Annotated in this window: 4 protein-coding genes and 1 pseudogene; all 5 read right to left on the bottom strand. The window is 75.9% G+C overall.

Annotated features, from left to right (window positions below):
- Window positions 1–11: 11 nt before the first annotated feature.
- Window positions 12–1,649, bottom strand: a complete 1,638-nt coding sequence (locus tag AC230_RS07225) for an ABC-F family ATP-binding cassette domain-containing protein (RefSeq protein ID WP_049715212.1) — start codon at window positions 1,647–1,649, stop codon at window positions 12–14.
- 271 nt (window positions 1,650–1,920) lie between these two features.
- Entirely contained in the window at window positions 1,921–2,121 is a 201-nt protein-coding gene (locus AC230_RS07230; protein WP_241833122.1) for a hypothetical protein, read from the bottom strand.
- 151 nt (window positions 2,122–2,272) lie between these two features.
- Window positions 2,273–2,974, bottom strand: a complete 702-nt coding sequence (locus AC230_RS07235) for a class I SAM-dependent methyltransferase (protein ID WP_049715214.1) — start codon at window positions 2,972–2,974, stop codon at window positions 2,273–2,275.
- Between the two features lie 57 nt (window positions 2,975–3,031).
- Window positions 3,032–9,691, bottom strand: a complete 6,660-nt coding sequence (locus AC230_RS07240) for a type I polyketide synthase (protein WP_053161065.1) — start codon at window positions 9,689–9,691, stop codon at window positions 3,032–3,034.
- Between the two features lie 59 nt (window positions 9,692–9,750).
- Window positions 9,751–16,212, bottom strand: a pseudogene (locus tag AC230_RS07245) (type I polyketide synthase); the annotation flags it as partial.
- Between the last annotated feature and the right edge of the window lie 37 nt (window positions 16,213–16,249).

A 16,249-nucleotide genomic window follows, 5' to 3' on the forward strand; every position in this document is an offset into this window, starting at 1 on the left:
CAGGATTCACGTCACCGTGCCGACGGGTGGCCGCCCTCCGTCAGTTCGCCGTCGGCCACCCGCAGCCACCGTTCGACGCCGATCCGCTCCAGGAAGCGCTCGTCATGGCTGACCACCACGAACGCTCCGCGGTAGCTCGCGAGGGCGCTCTCCAGTCGGTCGACGCCGACGAGGTCGAGGTTGTTCGTGGGCTCGTCCAACAGGAGGAGCTGGGGGGACGGTTCGGCGCACAGGACGCAGGCGAGGGTGGCGCGGAGGCGTTCGCCGCCGGAGAGTGCGCGTACGGGGAGATGGGCGTGGGGGCCGCGGAAGAGGAAGCGGGCGAGGAGTTTCATGCGCTCGGCCTCCGGGCGGTGCGGGGCGAAGACCGCGAAGTTCTCGGCCACGGTGCGGTCGGGGTCGAGCAGGTCCAGGCGCTGGGAGAGGGAGGCGATGCGGCCGTCGGCCCGCTCGACGGTGCCGTCGTCGGGGGCGAGTTCGCCGCCGAGGAGCCGCAGCAGGGTGGTCTTTCCCGCGCCGTTGGGGCCGGTGAGCGCGATGCGCTCGGGGCCGCGGATCGTGAGGCCGACGCCGTCCCCCGCGAACAGGTCCCGCCCGCCGCGGCGGATCCGCAGCCGTTCGGCCACGACGAGGGTGCGGCCGGCGGGGACGTCGGTGCCGGGCAGTTCCAGGACGAGCCGCTGTTCGTCGCGCAGGGCGCGGCCCGCTTCGTCGAGCCGGGCCTGGGCCTCGTGGAGGCGGGTGGCGTGCATCTGGCCCGCGCGGCCGGCGGATTCCTGGGCGCCGCGCTTCATGGCGCCCGCGACGATGCGCGGCAGGCCGGCGTTCTTGAGGTTGCGGGCGGCGTTGCCCGCGCGGCGCTCGGCCCGTTCGCGGGCCTGCTGCATCTCGCGCTTCTCCCGCCTCACCTCCTGCTCGGCGTTGCGCACGTTCTTCTCGGCGGCCTCCCGCTCGGCCCGAACGACCTCCTCGTAGTGCGTGAAGTCCCCTCCGTGGAGCCGCAGTTCGCCCCGGTCGAGCTCGGCGATGCGCTCCATGCGGTCCAGCAGGGCCCGGTCGTGACTGACGAGCAGCAGGCTGCCGTTCCACTCGGAGAGCACATCGTAGAGCCGGTGGCGGGCTTCGAGGTCGAGGTTGTTGGTCGGCTCGTCCAGCAGCAGGACGTCGGGACGCCTGAGGAGTTGCGCCGCGAGGCCGAGGCCGACGATCTGGCCGCCGCTGAGGGTGCCCAGCGTCCGGTCGAGGGCGAGGTGGCCGAGGCCGAGGCGGTCGAGCTGGGCGCGGGTGCGCTCCTCGATGTCCCAGTCGTCGCCGATGACCGTGAAGTGCTCCTCGCTCACGTCCCCGGACTCGACGGCGTCGATGGCGCGGATCACCGCGTCGACACCCAGCACCTCCGCCACGGTGGGCTCACCGGTCAGGGCGAGGGTCTGCGGCAGGTAGCCGATCGTGCCGTTCACCGTCAACGACCCGTACGTGGGCGCCAGTTCACCGGCGATGAGCTTGAGCAGGGTGCTCTTGCCGGAGCCGTTGGGCGCCACCAGGCCCGTACGGCCCGTGCCGACGGTGAAGGACAGCCCGTCGAAGACGGGGGTGTCGTCGGGCCAGGAGAAGGACAGCCGGGAGCAGATGACGGAAGCGTCGGACATGGGGATGACCTCGTGAGGAGGGCAGGCCGCGCACCGGGAAGGGCGCCGCCGCCGGGCAGGAAAAGGGGACGTCGGGACCACCACGACGGCGGCCGCCGCGAAGGGCGCGCTGCCGGTGGCCGGTCAGCTCCGGTTCTCACCCGGAGATGTCGTCGTCACCCACCATGTCCGGACTCCTCGACGAAGGATCACTGCCGCCGTCACCGTACCAGCCTCCGCGCGGAGGCCCGCAAGCCGTTTTCCGGAGCCGCGGGCCCCGCGCCGGGCGGGGTCAGGTGTAGATGACCCAGCGGCCGTTGTACTCCCCGCCGAGGCAGATGGATCCGGTCGGGCTCACCGCGGAGTGCGTCACCTGGCCGCCGCCCGCGACGCACTGCCTGGCGCTGACGTACGGGGCGGCTTCCGCGGAAGCCGCCCCGGCGACGCCGAACAGCGCACCCGCCCCCAGCACCAGGACACTCAGAGAACTCATCACGTACCGCATGCCAACCCCCTTGACCGAAGGGCGAGATGCCCCGTGGTGCGATGGTCGGGCATGCGGAGGGCGATGTGAACGCCTCTCCCCTGTTTTTTGACATTCCGTCCCCCGAGTGGGGTAGGGAGCACCCTGCCGGAGGGGCGGTTCAGGCCGCGGTCCAGGCCCGCCAGATGCCCACGCAGCCGCGCGAGGTGAGCTGGAAGCGCGGGAAGTGCTCGGCGAGCTGGTCGCGGAGGTCGTCGTAGGAGTCCTCCTGGTTGTGGAAGTCGCCGCGCTTGTTGAGGTAGTTCATGGTCCAGCGGCCGCGGGCGCTGACGGGGACGCCGGAGGAGAGGACGGTGGCGCCGAAGACGGTGCCGCCGGGGCGGACGACGGCGGCGGCGTGCTTGAGGGCGATGCCCTTCTCCTTGATGCTGCCGGGGACGCAGTGGAGGAGGTAGCTCATGCCGACCGAGTCGTAGGTCCGCTCGGGGAGCGGGAGGGGCTCCAGGACGTTGGCGCGGACCGTGGTGACGTCGTAGCGGTCGAGGCGCTGGGCCGTGTGGGCCAGGGAGTTGGGGTTGAGGTCGACCAGGGTGATCTTCGGGTCGGCCACCGGGAAGGTCGCGTGGTCGAGGAGGTAGCCCGTGCCGACGCCGATCTCGACGTGGTTGGCGCCCAGGCAGGTGTCGTACATCTGCCGGGAGACGGCGGGCGAGCAGTGCCAGGCGAAGGGGGCGGTGCCCCGGAAGACCGCGAAGTCGTAGATGCTGAGGAACGACTTCGTGTAGCCGGCCTGACCCTCGACGACCTTCTCGTCGAGGGCCGGGTCGGTCGTGCTCGGGGTGCTGGCGGTGGTGGTGGTCATGGTGTTCCTGTCGTGTCGGGACGTCGTCGTTCCTCGGCGGATGCCTCGGCGGATGCCTCAGCGGAGGCCGTCGAGCCAGGTGTGCACCGCCCGGAGGGCGGACGCGCCGTGCTCGCGGATGATCGAGAAGTGGGTGCCGGCGGTGCCGGCGGCGGTGTGCGGGAGGGGCCACTGGGGGCGCCAGTCGGCCGGGGCTCCGGGGAAGGGGGGTTCCAGGGCGCGCACGAGAAGGGTGGGGGCCGTGAGGGGCTCCGGGGTCCAGGTGCGGAAGAGGTGGGCGTAGTGGGCCATGGCCGTCATGTAGGCGTCGTCATGGGTGCCTTCGGCCCACAGGACCTCCTCGCGGGCGCCGTCGATGTGGGCGTGGAGGCGCGGGAGCATCGGGCTGTCCGGGCGGTGGCTGTCCAGGAGGACGACGGCGGCGGGAGGCGTGCCGCGTTCCTGGAGGACGGCCGCGGTGGCGTGGGCGATCCAGCCGCCCGCCGAGTAGCCGACCAGGACGGCCGGCTGTCCCGCGGCGCACTCCTCGACGCTGTCGGCCTGGAGGCGGGCCAGCGCCCCGACGGTGGCGGGGAGCGGTTCCCGCCAGGTGAAGCCGGGGGCCGGCAGGACCCAGATGTCGCGTTCGCCGGCGGAGGCGGCGGCGAGGCGGGCGTACTGGTGGGCGCCCGAGCCGCCGGCGAACGTCGGGAAGCAGATCAGTTTCGCGCCGTCGGCGGCGCCCCGGGCGACGCGGACGTGGGGGACGCGGTGCCGCTCCTCGGGCGTGTCGAAGGTGGGGCGGAAGCGGGCCAGGCGCAGGACGAGTTCCTGGAGCTCGTCCGTCCGGCCCGTCCCGGCGGCGTGGGCGAACAGGGGGGCCAGGGTGGACGGCTGGGTTTCGGCGGGGGCCTCGGTGTCCGCGGGGGTCCACTGTCCGGCCAGGTGCCGGGCCAGGTCCGTGACGGTCGGGTGCTGGAAGACCAGGGCCGGGGGCAGGCGCAGGCCCAGGTCCGCTCCGAGGCGGTTGCGCAGGTCCACCGCGGTCAGTGAGTCGAAGCCCAGCTCGGGGAGCGGGGTTTCGTCGTCGAGGGAGCCGGCGTCGCCGAGCCTGAGGACGGTGGCGACGAGTTCGCGGACGCGGCCGGCGATGATCTCCGGGCGTTCGTCCTCGGACGCGGCGGCCAGCTTCTCGCGGAACTCCCGGCCCCGGTCCGCGGCCGCCGGGCGGCCGCCGTCCTCGGACCGGGCGGTGACCCCGGCCGGCTCCGGCCAGTAGCGCTCGTGCTGGAAGGCGTAGGTGGGCAGTTCCACCAGGCGGGCGCCGGCGTCGGTGAGCATCCGGTCCCAGTCCACGGTGACGCCGGCGACATGCAGGCGGGCCAGCGAGGCGAAGAGGGTTTCCACGTCGTCCGTCGGCAGCCCGGCGGCCTCCTGCCCGGCGGCCGCCGGGCCGATGCGCAGGACGTCGCGCACCCCTTCGGGGGCGAGCCGGTGCGGGCCGTCCTCCTCTTCCGTCCGGGCCCAGTGCTCCGGGGAGCGCAGCTCGTCGAGGGTGGCGGGACGGCCCGTCCGGCCGGAGACGAGGGGGATCGCCGGCGGGTGGACGGTGCGGCCGGCGACGGTGGCGTCCGGGTCGGCCACCAGGGCGACCGCGTCCGCCAGGGACAGCGCGCCCGCGCAGTGCGCGGCGGCCGGCCCGCCGGTGCCGCGGCCGTGGACGAGGGCCGGGGTGATCCCCCAGTGCTCCAGCAGGCGGAACAGCGCCACGCTCTCGGTGAACCGCGCGGCCCGCCGGAGGACGGGGTCGTCGCCCGGCTCCAGGATCTCCGCCGCCGGCCGGCCGAGGTGCGCGGCGAACGCGGTGGCGATCTCGTGCACGGCCTCGGCGAAGGCCGGCACGCGGGGGTACAGCTCAGCTCCGGGGCCGGTCCCGTGGAGCTCGCCGGAGAACAGGAACGCGACCGTGCCGCGCGAACGGGCCGTGCCCCGTACGAGGTTCGGCGCCTCGCCGCCCTCCGCCAGCCGGGACAGGGCCTCCAGGGCCGCGTCCCGGTCGTGGCCGAGGACGACGGCGCGGTGGTCGAGGCCGGCCCGGGTGGCCGCCAACGAGCGGGCCACGTCGGCGGGTTCGAGGTCCGGGCGCTCGTCCACGTGGTGGCGCAGGCGGCCGGCCTGGTCGCGCAGGGCCTGTTCGGTGCGGCCGGAGAGGATCCAGGGGACGAGGGGCAACGCGGCGGCGGGGGCGGGCGGTTCGGCCGGCTCCTCCCCCGGTGCCTGTTCGAGGACGACGTGCGCGTTGGTGCCGCTGATGCCGAAGGCGGAGACGGCGGCGCGGCGGGCGCGTCCGCTGTCGGGCCACGGGCGGGCCTCGGTCAGCAGCTCGACGCCGCCGGACGACCAGTCGACGTGCGGTGTGGGGTCGTCGGCGTGGAGGGTGGGCGGCAGGACGCCCTCGCGCAGGGCCATGACCATCTTGATGACGCCGCCGACGCCGGCCGCGGCGGCGGTGTGGCCGATGTTGGACTTCAGCGAGCCGACCCACAGGGGCGCGTGGGCCGGGCGGTCCTGGCCGTAGGTGGCGAGGAGGGCCTCGGCCTCGATGGGGTCGCCGAGGGTGGTGCCGGTGCCGTGGGCCTCGACGGCGTCCACCTCGGAGGGGGTGAGCCGCGCGTTGGCCAGCGCGGCGCGGATGACGCGGCGCTGGGCGGTGCCGTTGGGGGCGGAGAGGCCGTTGCTGGCGCCGTCCTGGTTGGTGGCGGTGCCGCGGACGAGGGCGAGGACGGGGTGGCCGTGGCGGCGGGCCTCGGAGAGGGGTTCGATCAGGAGGGCGCCGACGCCCTCGCCCCAGCCGGTGCCGTCGGCGGAGGCGGCGAACGCCTTGCAGCGCCCGTCGGGGGCGAGCCCGCCGGCCTGGCTGAACTCCACGAACGCGCCGGGGGTCGAGAGGATCGTGGCCCCGGCCACCAGGGCGGCCGTGCAGTCGCCCTGCCGCAGGGCCTGGACGGCGAGGTGGAGGGCGACGAGCGACGAGGAGCAGGCGGTGTCGACGGTGACGGCCGGGCCTTCCAGGCCGAAGGTGTAGGCGATGCGGCCGGAGGCGACGCTCGTGGAGGTGCCGGTCATCAGGTGGCCGGCGCCGTCCTCCTCGGGGGCGGTCTTCATCAGCGGCAGGTAGTCCTGGCCGGCGATGCCGACGAACACGCCGGTGCGGCTGCCGCGTACGGCGTCGGGGGACATCCGGGCGCGTTCGAAGACCTCCCAGGCCACTTCGAGGAGGTGGCGCTGCTGGGGGTCCATGGCCAGGGCCTCGCGCGGGCTGATGCCGAAGAGGAGGGGGTCGAACTGGTCGGCGTCGCGCAGGAATCCGCCGCGGTTGACGTAGGTGCGTCCCGGCCTGCCCGGTTCGGGGTCGTAGAGGCCGTCGACGTCCCAGCCGCGGTTGCGGGGCATGGAGGAGACGGCGTCGCGTCCGGAGGCGACCAGGTCCCAGAGCTGCTCGGGGGAGGCGACGTCGCCGGCGTAGCGGCAGCCCATGGCGACGATGGCGATCGGCTCGCCGGCGGCGGGGGCCGGGTGCGTCTCCTCCGCCGGGCGGTCGTCGGTGCCGGCGAGGTGGGACAGCAGGTGGGCGGAGAGCTTCTCGGGGGTGGGGTGGTCGAAGGCGGCGGCCGGGGAGAGGCGGACGCCGGTGGCGGTGTCGAGGCGGTTGCGCAGCTCCATGGCCGTCATCGAGACGAACCCGAGGTCGGTGAAGGGCTTGGTGGCGTCGACGTCCGCCGCGGAGGCCAGGTTCAGGACGGTGGCGGCGTGTTCGCAGACCGTCTCCAGTGCCAGGCGCCGGCGTTCGGCCTCCGGGAGGGCGGCGAGGTGCCGGCGGAACGCGGCGGCGGGGGTCTCGGGCTCCGCCTCCCCCACCGCGGCGGTGGTCTCCTTCGGGGCGGCGGGGGGCGCGGCGTCCAGCCAGTAGCGGCGGCGCTGGAAGGCGTGGGTGGGGAGGTCCACGACGCGGCGGCGCGGGCCGAAGCGGTCCGTCCAGTCGACCGGGACGCCGCGGACGTGGGCCTCGGCGAGGGACGTCAGGAAGCGCGGGAGGCCGCCCTCGCCGCGGCGGAGGGAGGCGAGGACGACGCCGTCGGTGGCGGTGTCGTCGAGCACCTCCTCGACGGAGACGGCGATGACCGGGTGCGGGCTCATCTCGATGTACGTCCGGTGTCCGGCGGCGACGAGGCCGCGGACGGCGGGGTCGAAGTGGACGGTCTGCCTCAGGTTGCGGTACCAGTACGCGGGGTCGAGGCCGGCGGTGTCGATCCGCTCGCCGGTGACGGTCGAGAAGAACGGGATCCGGGCCGTGCGGGGTTCGATCCCGGCGAGCAGCGGGGCGAGTTCGGCCTCCAGGGATGCGACGTGGGCCGAGTGGGAGGCGTAGTCGACGGCGACGCGGAGGGCGCGGACGCCCTCGTCCTCGGCGGCGGCCAGCAGTTCGTCCAGCGCCTCGGGTTCGCCCGAGACGACCACGGACGAGGGGCTGTTGACGGCGGCGACGGACAGGCGCTCGCCCCACCGGGCGAGGCGTTCGCGGGCCTTGTCGGCGGGCAGGGCGAGGAAGGCCATGCCGCCGCGGCCGGAGAGGCGCTTGGCGACGAGGCGGGAGCGCAACGCGACGATCTGGGCGCCGTGTTCGAGGGAGAGGGCGCCCGCGACGACGGCGGCGGCGATCTCGCCCTGGGAGTGGCCGACGACGGCGCCGGGTTCGACGCCGTGGGCGCGCCACAGGGCGGCGAGCGAGACCATCATGGCCCACAGCGCGGGCTGGACGACGTCGACGCGGTCCAGGGAGGCGGCGTCGTCGGCGCCGCAGACGACGTCCACGAGGGAGAAGTCGGCGTGGGGTTCGACGGCGGCGGCGCAGCGGTGGAGCGTGTCGCGGAAGACCGGTGCGTCGCGGTACAACGCGGCGGCCATTCCGGCCCATTGGGATCCCTGGCCGGGGAAGACGAACACGGGCTTGCCGCCGGCGTCGGCGGCGACGCCCTCCACCAGGCCGGGGGCGCCACGGCCCTCGGCGAGGGCGGTGAGGCCGGTGAGGTAGTCGTCGCGGTGGGAGCCGAGGACGACGGCGCGGTGGTCGAAGAGGGTGCGCGAGGCGAGGAGGGAGTGGCCGACGTCGGGCGGGGAGAGTTCGGGGTGGTCGAAGACGTGGTCGCGCAGGCGGGCGGCCTGTTCGCGCAGGCCCTGCGGGGTGCGGGCGGAGACGAGCCAGGGCCACGGCGCCCGGGCGGGGGCCGGTTCGTCCGCCGTGGCGGTCGCGTCGCCGGGCTGTCGGGCGGCGGCGTCCTCGGCCGTGGCGGGCGCCTCGTCCGCCTGCTCCAGGATCAGGTGGGCGTTGGTGCCGCTGATGCCGAACGACGAGACGCCGGCCCGGCGCGGGCGGCCGGTGCCCGGCCAGTCGCGGGCCTCGGTGAGCAGTTCGACCGCGCCGGAGGACCAGTCGACGTGCGGTGTGGGGTCGTCGGCGTGGAGGGTGGGCGGCAGGACGCCCTTGCGCAGGGCCATGACCATCTTGATGACGCCGCCGACGCCCGCGGCGGCCTGCGTGTGGCCGACGTTGGACTTGAGGGAGCCCAGCCACAGGGGTTCGCCGTCGGCGCGTTCCTGGCCGTAGGTGGCCAGGAGGGCCTGGGCTTCGATGGGGTCGCCGAGGGAGGTGCCGGTGCCGTGGGCCTCGACGGCGTCCACGTCGGCGGGGGTGAGCCGCGCGTTGGCCAGCGCGGCGCGGATGACGCGCTGCTGGGAGGGGCCGTTGGGGGCGGTCAGGCCGTTGGAGGCGCCGTCCTGGTTGACGGCGGAGCCGCGGACGAGGGCGAGGACCGGGTGGCCGTTCCTCCGGGCGTCCGACAGCTTCTCCAGCAGCACCATGCCGACGCCCTCGCCCCAGCCGGTGCCGTCGGCCCGCGCGGAGAACGCCTTGCAGCGGCCGTCGGCGGCCATGCCGCGCTGGCGGCTGAACTCGACGAACATGCCGGGCGTGGCCATGACGGCGGCGCCGCCGGCGAGGGCCATGGTGCACTCGCCGGCGCGCAGGGCCTGGACGGCCTGGTGCAGGGCGACGAGGGACGCGGAGCAGCCGGTGTCGACGGTGACGGCGGGGCCTTCGAGGCCGAAGGTGTAGGCGAGGCGGCCGGAGAGGACACAGGCGAGGAAGCCGGTGGAGTAGCCCTCCAGGTTCTCCCGGGACTCGCGGACGAGGTAGGCGTACTCCTGGCTGCTGGTGCCGACGAAGACGCCGGTGCGGCTGCCGCGCAGGGAGGACGGGGTGATGCCGGCGCGTTCGAGCGTCTCCCAGGTGACCTCCAGCAGCAGGCGCTGCTGGGGGTCGAGGGCGAGGGCCTCGCGGGGGCTGACCCCGAACAGGCCGGCGTCGAAGGAGGCGACGTCGTCGAGGAAGCCGCCCTCGCGGGCGTAGGTGGTGCCGGGCCGGTCGGGGTCGGGGTCGTAGAGGCCGTCCAGGGCCCAGCCGCGGTCGCCGGGGAAGGGCGTGACCGCGTCCTGGCCGGTGACGACGAGGCGCCACAGGTCCTCCGGGGAGCGGACGTGTCCCGGGAAGCGGCAGCCCATCGCCACCACCGCGACCGGTTCCGCGGCGGCGTCCTCGAGCTCCTTGAGGCGGCCGCGCGTCTCGTGGAGGTCGGCGGTCACCTTCTTGAGGAAGTAGCGGATCTTGTCGTCCGTTGCCATCAGAGTCCACCTCGTGTCGAAGTCACCGTTGTCTCCTCGCGTCCCTGGTGCGGCCCGGGTCAGGAGATGCCGAGTTCGTTGCTGATGAAGTCGATGACTTCGTCGTCGGTCGCGTGGTCGAGTTCGTCGGCGACGCCGGTCGCGCCGCCGTGGCCGTCCGCCGTCCCGGCCCACTGCTCGGCGAGGGCGCGCAGCCGGGCGGCCACGCGTTCGCGTCCGTCGTCGTCGAGCGCGGTGCGGCCGAGGGCGGCGGCCCAGTCGTCGAGGCGGGCGAGGAGGGGGTCGGCCGGGGAGCCCAGGCCGGCCAGGAGGGCGGTGCCGATGTGGTCGGTGAGGGCGGCGGGGGTGGGGTGGTCGAAGACGAGGGTGGCGGGCAGGGTCAGGCCGGTGGCGGCGCCCAGGCGGTTGCGCAGTTCCACGGCGGTGAGGGAGTCGAACCCGAGGTCCTTGAAGGCGCGTTGGGGGTCGATGCCGTCGGGTGCGCCGTGTCCGAGGACGACGGCGACCTGCCCGCGCACCAGGTCGAGGACCGCCTCGGCGCGCTCCTCGGGGGCGAGCGCCGCCAGGCGGCCGCGCAGCGCGTCGGCGGCCGGGGGCGGTGCGGCCTCCGCGGCGGGGACGTGGACGAGACCGCGCAGCGGGGCCGGGAGGGTGCCGCTCTCGGCGGTGCGGCGCAGGGCCGTGGTGTCGAGCCGTACGGGCAGCCAGACGGGGCGGTCGGCGGCGAGCGCGGTGTCGAAGAGGGCGAGGCCGTCCTCGGTGGTCAGGCCGGTGATGCCGGAGCGCCGCATCCGGTCGAGGTCGGTGCGGGAGAGGTCGGCGGCCATGCCGCCGGTGCCGGCCCACATGCCCCAGGCCAGGGAGGTGGCGGGCAGGCCCCGGTCGCGGCGGTGGGCGGCGAGGGCGTCGAGGAAGGCGTTGGCGGCCGCGTAGTTGGCCTGGGCGGCGGTGCCGAGGGTGCCGGCGACGGAGGAGCAGACGGCGAAGGCGGCGAGGTCCCGGTCGCGGGTGAGGTCGTGGAGGTGCCAGGCGCCGTCGGCCTTGGGGCGGAAGACGGTGTCGAGGCGCTCGGGTGTCATGTCCTCCAGGAGGCCGTCGTCGACCACGCCCACGGTGTGGATCACGGCGGTGAGCGGATGTTCGTCCGGCACCGAGGCGAGCAGTGCGGCGACGGCGGTGCGGTCGGCGCAGTCGCAGGAGACGGCCCGGACCGTCCGCGCGCCCGACTCCCGCAGTTCGGCGGTGAGTTCGGCCATGCCCTCGGCGTCGGGCCCGCGGCGGCTGGCGAGCAGCAGGTGCCGTACGCCGCGGGTGCGGACCAGGTGCCGGACCAGGTGGGCGGCGACTCCGCCGGAGGCGCCGGTGACGAGGACGGTCCCGTCGGGGTTCCAGGCGGGCGGCACGGTCAGGACGATCTTGCCGATGTGGCGGGCCTGGGCGAAGTGGCGGAACGCCTCGGGCGCCTGCCGCACGTCCCAGGTCGTCACGGGGACGAGGGCGAGCCGTCCGTCCCCGAAGAGGGCGAGGAGGTCGGCGAACATCCCGGCGATGCGCCCGGCTCCGGCGTCCATGAGGTCGAACGCCCGGTAGGCGACGCCCTCGTGGGCGGCCGCGACCTCGTCGGCGTCCCGGATGTCGGTCTTGCCCATCTCGACGAACCGGCCGCCCGGGCGCACGAGGCGCAGCGAGGCGTCGGCCATCTCCCCCGCGAGGGAGTTGAGGACGACGTCGACGCCCCGGCCGCCGGTCGCGGCGGCGAAGCGCTCCTCGAACTCGCCGGTGCGCGAGGACGCGAGGTGGTCGTCGTCCACGCCCAGGGCGCGGACGGCGTCCCACTTGGCCGGTCCGGCCGTGGCGAAGACCTCGGCCCCCAGGTGCCGGGCGAGCTGGACGGCGGCCATGCCGACGCCGCCGGCCGCCGCGTGCACCAGGACGCGGTCCCCCGCCCGGACGCCGGCGAGGTCCACCAGGCCGTAGTAGGCGGTCAGGAAGGTGACGGGCACGGACGCGGCCTGCGGGAAGGACCAGCCCTCGGGGATGCGGGCGATCAGGCGGTGGTCCACGACGGCGACGGGGCCGAGGCAGCCGTCCGCGAGCCCGAACACGCGGTCGCCGGGGGCGAACCCGTCGACGTCCGGGGCCACTTCGGTGACCACGCCGGCGATCTCGCCGCCCAGCGCCCGCCGGTCGGGCACCATGCCCAGGGCCATGACGACGTCGCGGAAGTTGAGCCCGGCGGCGCGCACCGCGACGCGGACCCGGCCGGGGGCCAGTGCGGCGGCCGCCTCGGGGTAGGGGGTGAGGGCCAGGTCGTCGACCGTGCCCCCGCCGGTCAGCGTCAGGTGCCAGGCGTCGGTCCCGGGCGGCGGGACGAGGCTGCCGGCGGGGACGCCGCGGGCGAGCCGCGGGACGAGCACCTCCCCGTGCCGCAGGGCGAGTTGGGGTTCGTCGCCGGCGCCGCCCAGGACGCCGGGGAGGGCGGCGGCCGACGCGGCGTCGCCGTCGAGGTCGGCCAGGAGGAGGCGGCCGGGGTGCTCGGTCTGCGCGGAGCGGACCAGGCCCCAGACGGCGGCGGCGGACAGGTCGCCGACCGGTTCGCCGTCGGTGGTGCTCATGGCGCCGCGCGTCACCACCGCGAGGCGGGAGCCGGCCCAGCGCCCGTCGGCGAGCCAGTCCTGGAGGGTCGCCAGGGCGCGGGAGGCGAGGGAACGGGCGGCCGCGGCCCGGTCGTCGTCGCCGGCGTCGCCACCGGCCGCCGCGGCGGCACCGCACGGCAGGATCACCAGCTCCGGCGCCGGCTCCCCCGCCTCCGTCGCCGCCGCCAGCGCGGCGAGGTCCGCGAAGGACGGGAGCGCCGCCTCCGCGGCCAGGGCGGCGTCGCCCAGGACGACGCAGTGCGCGGGCGCCGGGGTGATGCCGGCCGGCGTCCAGTCGAGGCGGAAGAGCGTGTCGTGGGTGCGGGAGGCCCGCAGCTGACCGGCGGAGACCGGGCGGCTGACCAGCGTGCCGACCGACGCGACGGGCGTGCCCCGCTCGTCCCACAGGGCGAGGGAGACGGCGTCCGTCCCGGCGGGGGCCAGGCGGGCGCGCAGCACGGGCGCGCCCGGGCCGTGGAGGGCGACGTCGTGCCAGGAGAAGGGGATCCGCACCTGGGACGGGTCGTCGGCCGCGGCGTCGCGCAGCAGGGCCGTGTGGAGGGCGGCGTCGAGGAGGGCGGGGTGGACGCCGTAGCGGTCGGCGCCGGGGCGGGCGCCCTCGGGGAGGGCGATCTCCGCGAACACCTCCTCGCCGAGCCGCCAGGCGCGCGTCAGCCCGCGGAACGCGGGGCCGTAGGCGAAGCCCCCGGCCTCCAGGCGCTCGTAGAAGCCGTCCAGCGGGACGGGTTCGGCGCCGGAGGGCGGCCATGCCGTGCCGGCGGCCGGCGCGGCGGCGGTCTCCGGGGCGAGGGTGCCGCGGGCGTGGCAGGTCCAGGGCTCGTCCGGCCCGGCGCCCTCGGGCCGCGAGTGGACGGCGAGCCGGCGGTGTCCGCGCCCGTCCGCCGGGCCGACGCGGACCTGGAGGTGGACGGCGCCGTCCTCGGGCACGGCGAGCGGGGCCTCCTGGGTCAGTTCGGCCAGGGTCCGGCAGCCGGTCTCGGCACCGGCGCGGAGGGCCGTCTCCACGACGGCGGTGCCCGGGAGGAGCGCCGAGCCGAGGACGACGTGGTCGGCCAGCCACGGCTCGGTGCGCGGGCCGAGCCGTCCGCTGAGGGCGAGGCCCCCGTCGTCGGCGAGTTCGAGGGAGGCGCCGAGCAGCGGGTGGGAGAGCCCGGCGAGGCCCGTGGCGCTCATGTCGGCGGACGGCCCGGCCGCCGTCCAGGGGTAGCGGCGGCGCTGGAAGGCGTAGGTGGGCAGGCCGACGCGGCGGGCGCCGGTGCCGTCGAAGAAGCGGTCCCAGTCGACGCGGACGCCGTGGGCGTACGCCGTGGCGACCGCCGCGAGGGCGGCGTCGGGCTCGGGGCGGCCGCCGCGCGAGACGGCGGCCGACACGGCGCCGGCGGCGGCCGGTTCGCCGGCGAGGCAGTCCTGGGCCATGGCGGTGAGGACGCCGGAGGGCCCGACCTCCAGGAAGGTGTGCGCGCCCTCGGCCACGAGCCGGCGCACGCCGTCGTGGAAGCGGACGGCCTCGCGGGCGTGGCGCACCCAGTAGTCCGGGGAGCACAGGTCCCCGGCGGCGGCGATGTCGCCGGTGAGGTTGGAGACGACGGGGATGCGGGGCGGGTGGAAGGTCAGCTTCTCGGCGATCCGGCCGAACTCCTTGAGCATGCCGTCCATGTGCGGGGAGTGGAAGGCGTGGCTGACGCGCAGCCGCTTGGTCTTGCGGCCCTGCCCGCGCCAGTGCGCGGCGCACTCCAGGACGGCGGTCTCGTCGCCGGAGACCACGACGGACTCGGGGCCGTTGACGGCCGCGACGGACAGCAGGTGCGCGCGCCCGGCGATCCAGGGCCGGATCTCCTCCTCGGTCGCGCGGACCGACACCATGGCCCCGGCGCCCGGGAGTTCCTGCATCAGGCGGCCGCGGGCGGCGACGAGGGCGCACGCGTCCTCGGCCGGCAGGACGCCGGCGACGTGCGCGGCGGTCAGTTCGCCGATGGAGTGGCCGAGCAGGAGGTCGGGGACGAGGCCCCAGTGGGTGAGGAGGTGGTGGAGGGCCACCTCGTGGGCGAAGAGGGCGGCCTGGGTCCAGGCGGTCTGTTCCAGCAGGGCGGCCTCGGGCGTGCCCTCGTCCGCGAACAGGACGTCCTTGAGGGGCCGTTCGAGGTGCCGGTCCAGGAGGCCGCACATCTCGTCGAGTTTCTCCGCGAAGACGGGGAACGCCTCGGCCAGCTCCCGTCCCATGCCGGGGCGTTGGCTGCCCTGTCCGGAGAAGAGGAACGCCAGGCGGCCCTCGGCGGCGGTTCCGGTGACGACGCCGGGGGCGGGCCGGTCCTGGGCCAGTGCCGTGAGGCCCGCGATCAGGCCGTCGCGGTCGCGGGCCCACACCACGGCCCGCCGGTCGAGGGCGGCGCGGGAGGTGGCCAGTGACCGGCCGATGTCGACCGGGCGGGGCCCGGGGCGGTCCTGGACCTCGTCCAGCAGCCGTCGGGCCTGGGCGCGCAGGGCCTGCTCGCCGCGGGCGGAGAGCACCCACGGGATCCGCGCGGGGGCCGGGCCCGCGGGCTCCGGCTCCACCACGTCGCCGTCGGGGGCCTGTTCGACGACGAGGTGGGCGTTGGTGCCGCTGATGCCGAAGGAGGAGACGCCGGCGCGGCGGGGGCGGCCGGTGTCGGGCCAGTCGCGGTTGGCGGTCAGCAGGCGGACGCCGCCGGACTCCCAGTCGACGTGCGCGGAGGGCTCGTCGGCGTGCAGGGTCATCGGGAGGACGCCGTGGCGCACCGCCATGACCATCTTGATGAGTCCGGCGACGCCGGCGGCGCCCTGGGTGTGGCCGAGGTTGGACTTGACGGACCCCAGCCACAGGGGCCGGTCCGCGGGGCGGTTCCCGCCGTAGGCGGCGAGCAGCGCCTGGGCCTCGACGGGGTCGCCGAGGGAGGTGCCGGTGCCGTGCGCCTCGACGGCGTCGACGTCGTCGGGCGTCAGTCCGGAGGCGGTCAACGCCTGCTGGATGACGCGCTGTTGGGCGGGGCCGTTGGGGGCGGTGAGCCCGTTGGAGGCGCCGTCCTGGTTGACGGCGGAGCCGCGGATGACGGCGAGGACCGGGTGGCCGTTCCTTTGGGCGTCCGACAGCTTCTCCAGCAGGACGAGGCCGACGCCCTCGCCGAAGCCGGTCCCGTCCGCGGCGGCGGCGAACGCCTTGCACCGGCCGTCGGGGGCGAGCCCGCGCTGCCGGCTGAACTCGGTGAAGACGCCCGGCGTGGTCATCACGGTGGACCCGCCGGCCAGCGCCATGGAGCACTCGCCGCGCCGCAGGGCCTGCACGGCCTGGTGCACGGCGACGAGGGACGCCGAGCAGGCGGTGTCGACGGTGACGGCGGGGCCTTCGAGGCCGAACGCGTAGGCCAGGCGCCCGGACAGCACGCTGGCGGCGTTGCCGGTCATGTGGTAGCCCTCGGCGCCCTCGGCCGGGCCGACGCCGCTGCCGCCGGCGACGAAGAGGGAGCCGACGAAGACGCCGACGGGCCGGCCGGCCAGCGACTCGGGGTCCGTCCCGGCCCGTTCGAAGGTCTCCCAGGCGGTCTCCAGCAGCAGCCGCTGCTGGGGGTCCATCGCGGTGGCCTCGCGCGGGCTGATCCCGAAGAGGTCGGCGTCGAACTCGGCGGCGCCGTCCACGAATCCGCCTTCGAGGGCGTAGGTGCGGCCGGGCCGGTCGGGGTCCGGGTCGAAGAGGCCGTCCAGGTCCCAGCCGCGGTCGGCCGGGAAGGGGGCGATGGCGTCGGTCCCGTCGGTCACCAGCCGCCACAGGTCCTCCGGCGAGGCGACCCCTCCGGGGTAGCGGCAGCCCATCGACACCACGGCGACGGGCTCCTGGTCCGCGGCCTCCGCGGTGCGCAGGCGCTCCCGGGTCTCCAACAGCTCGGCG

Origin of the sequence: Streptomyces caatingaensis (assembly GCF_001187435.1) — a bacterium.
Taxonomy (GTDB): Bacteria; Actinomycetota; Actinomycetes; order Streptomycetales; family Streptomycetaceae; genus Streptomyces; species Streptomyces caatingaensis.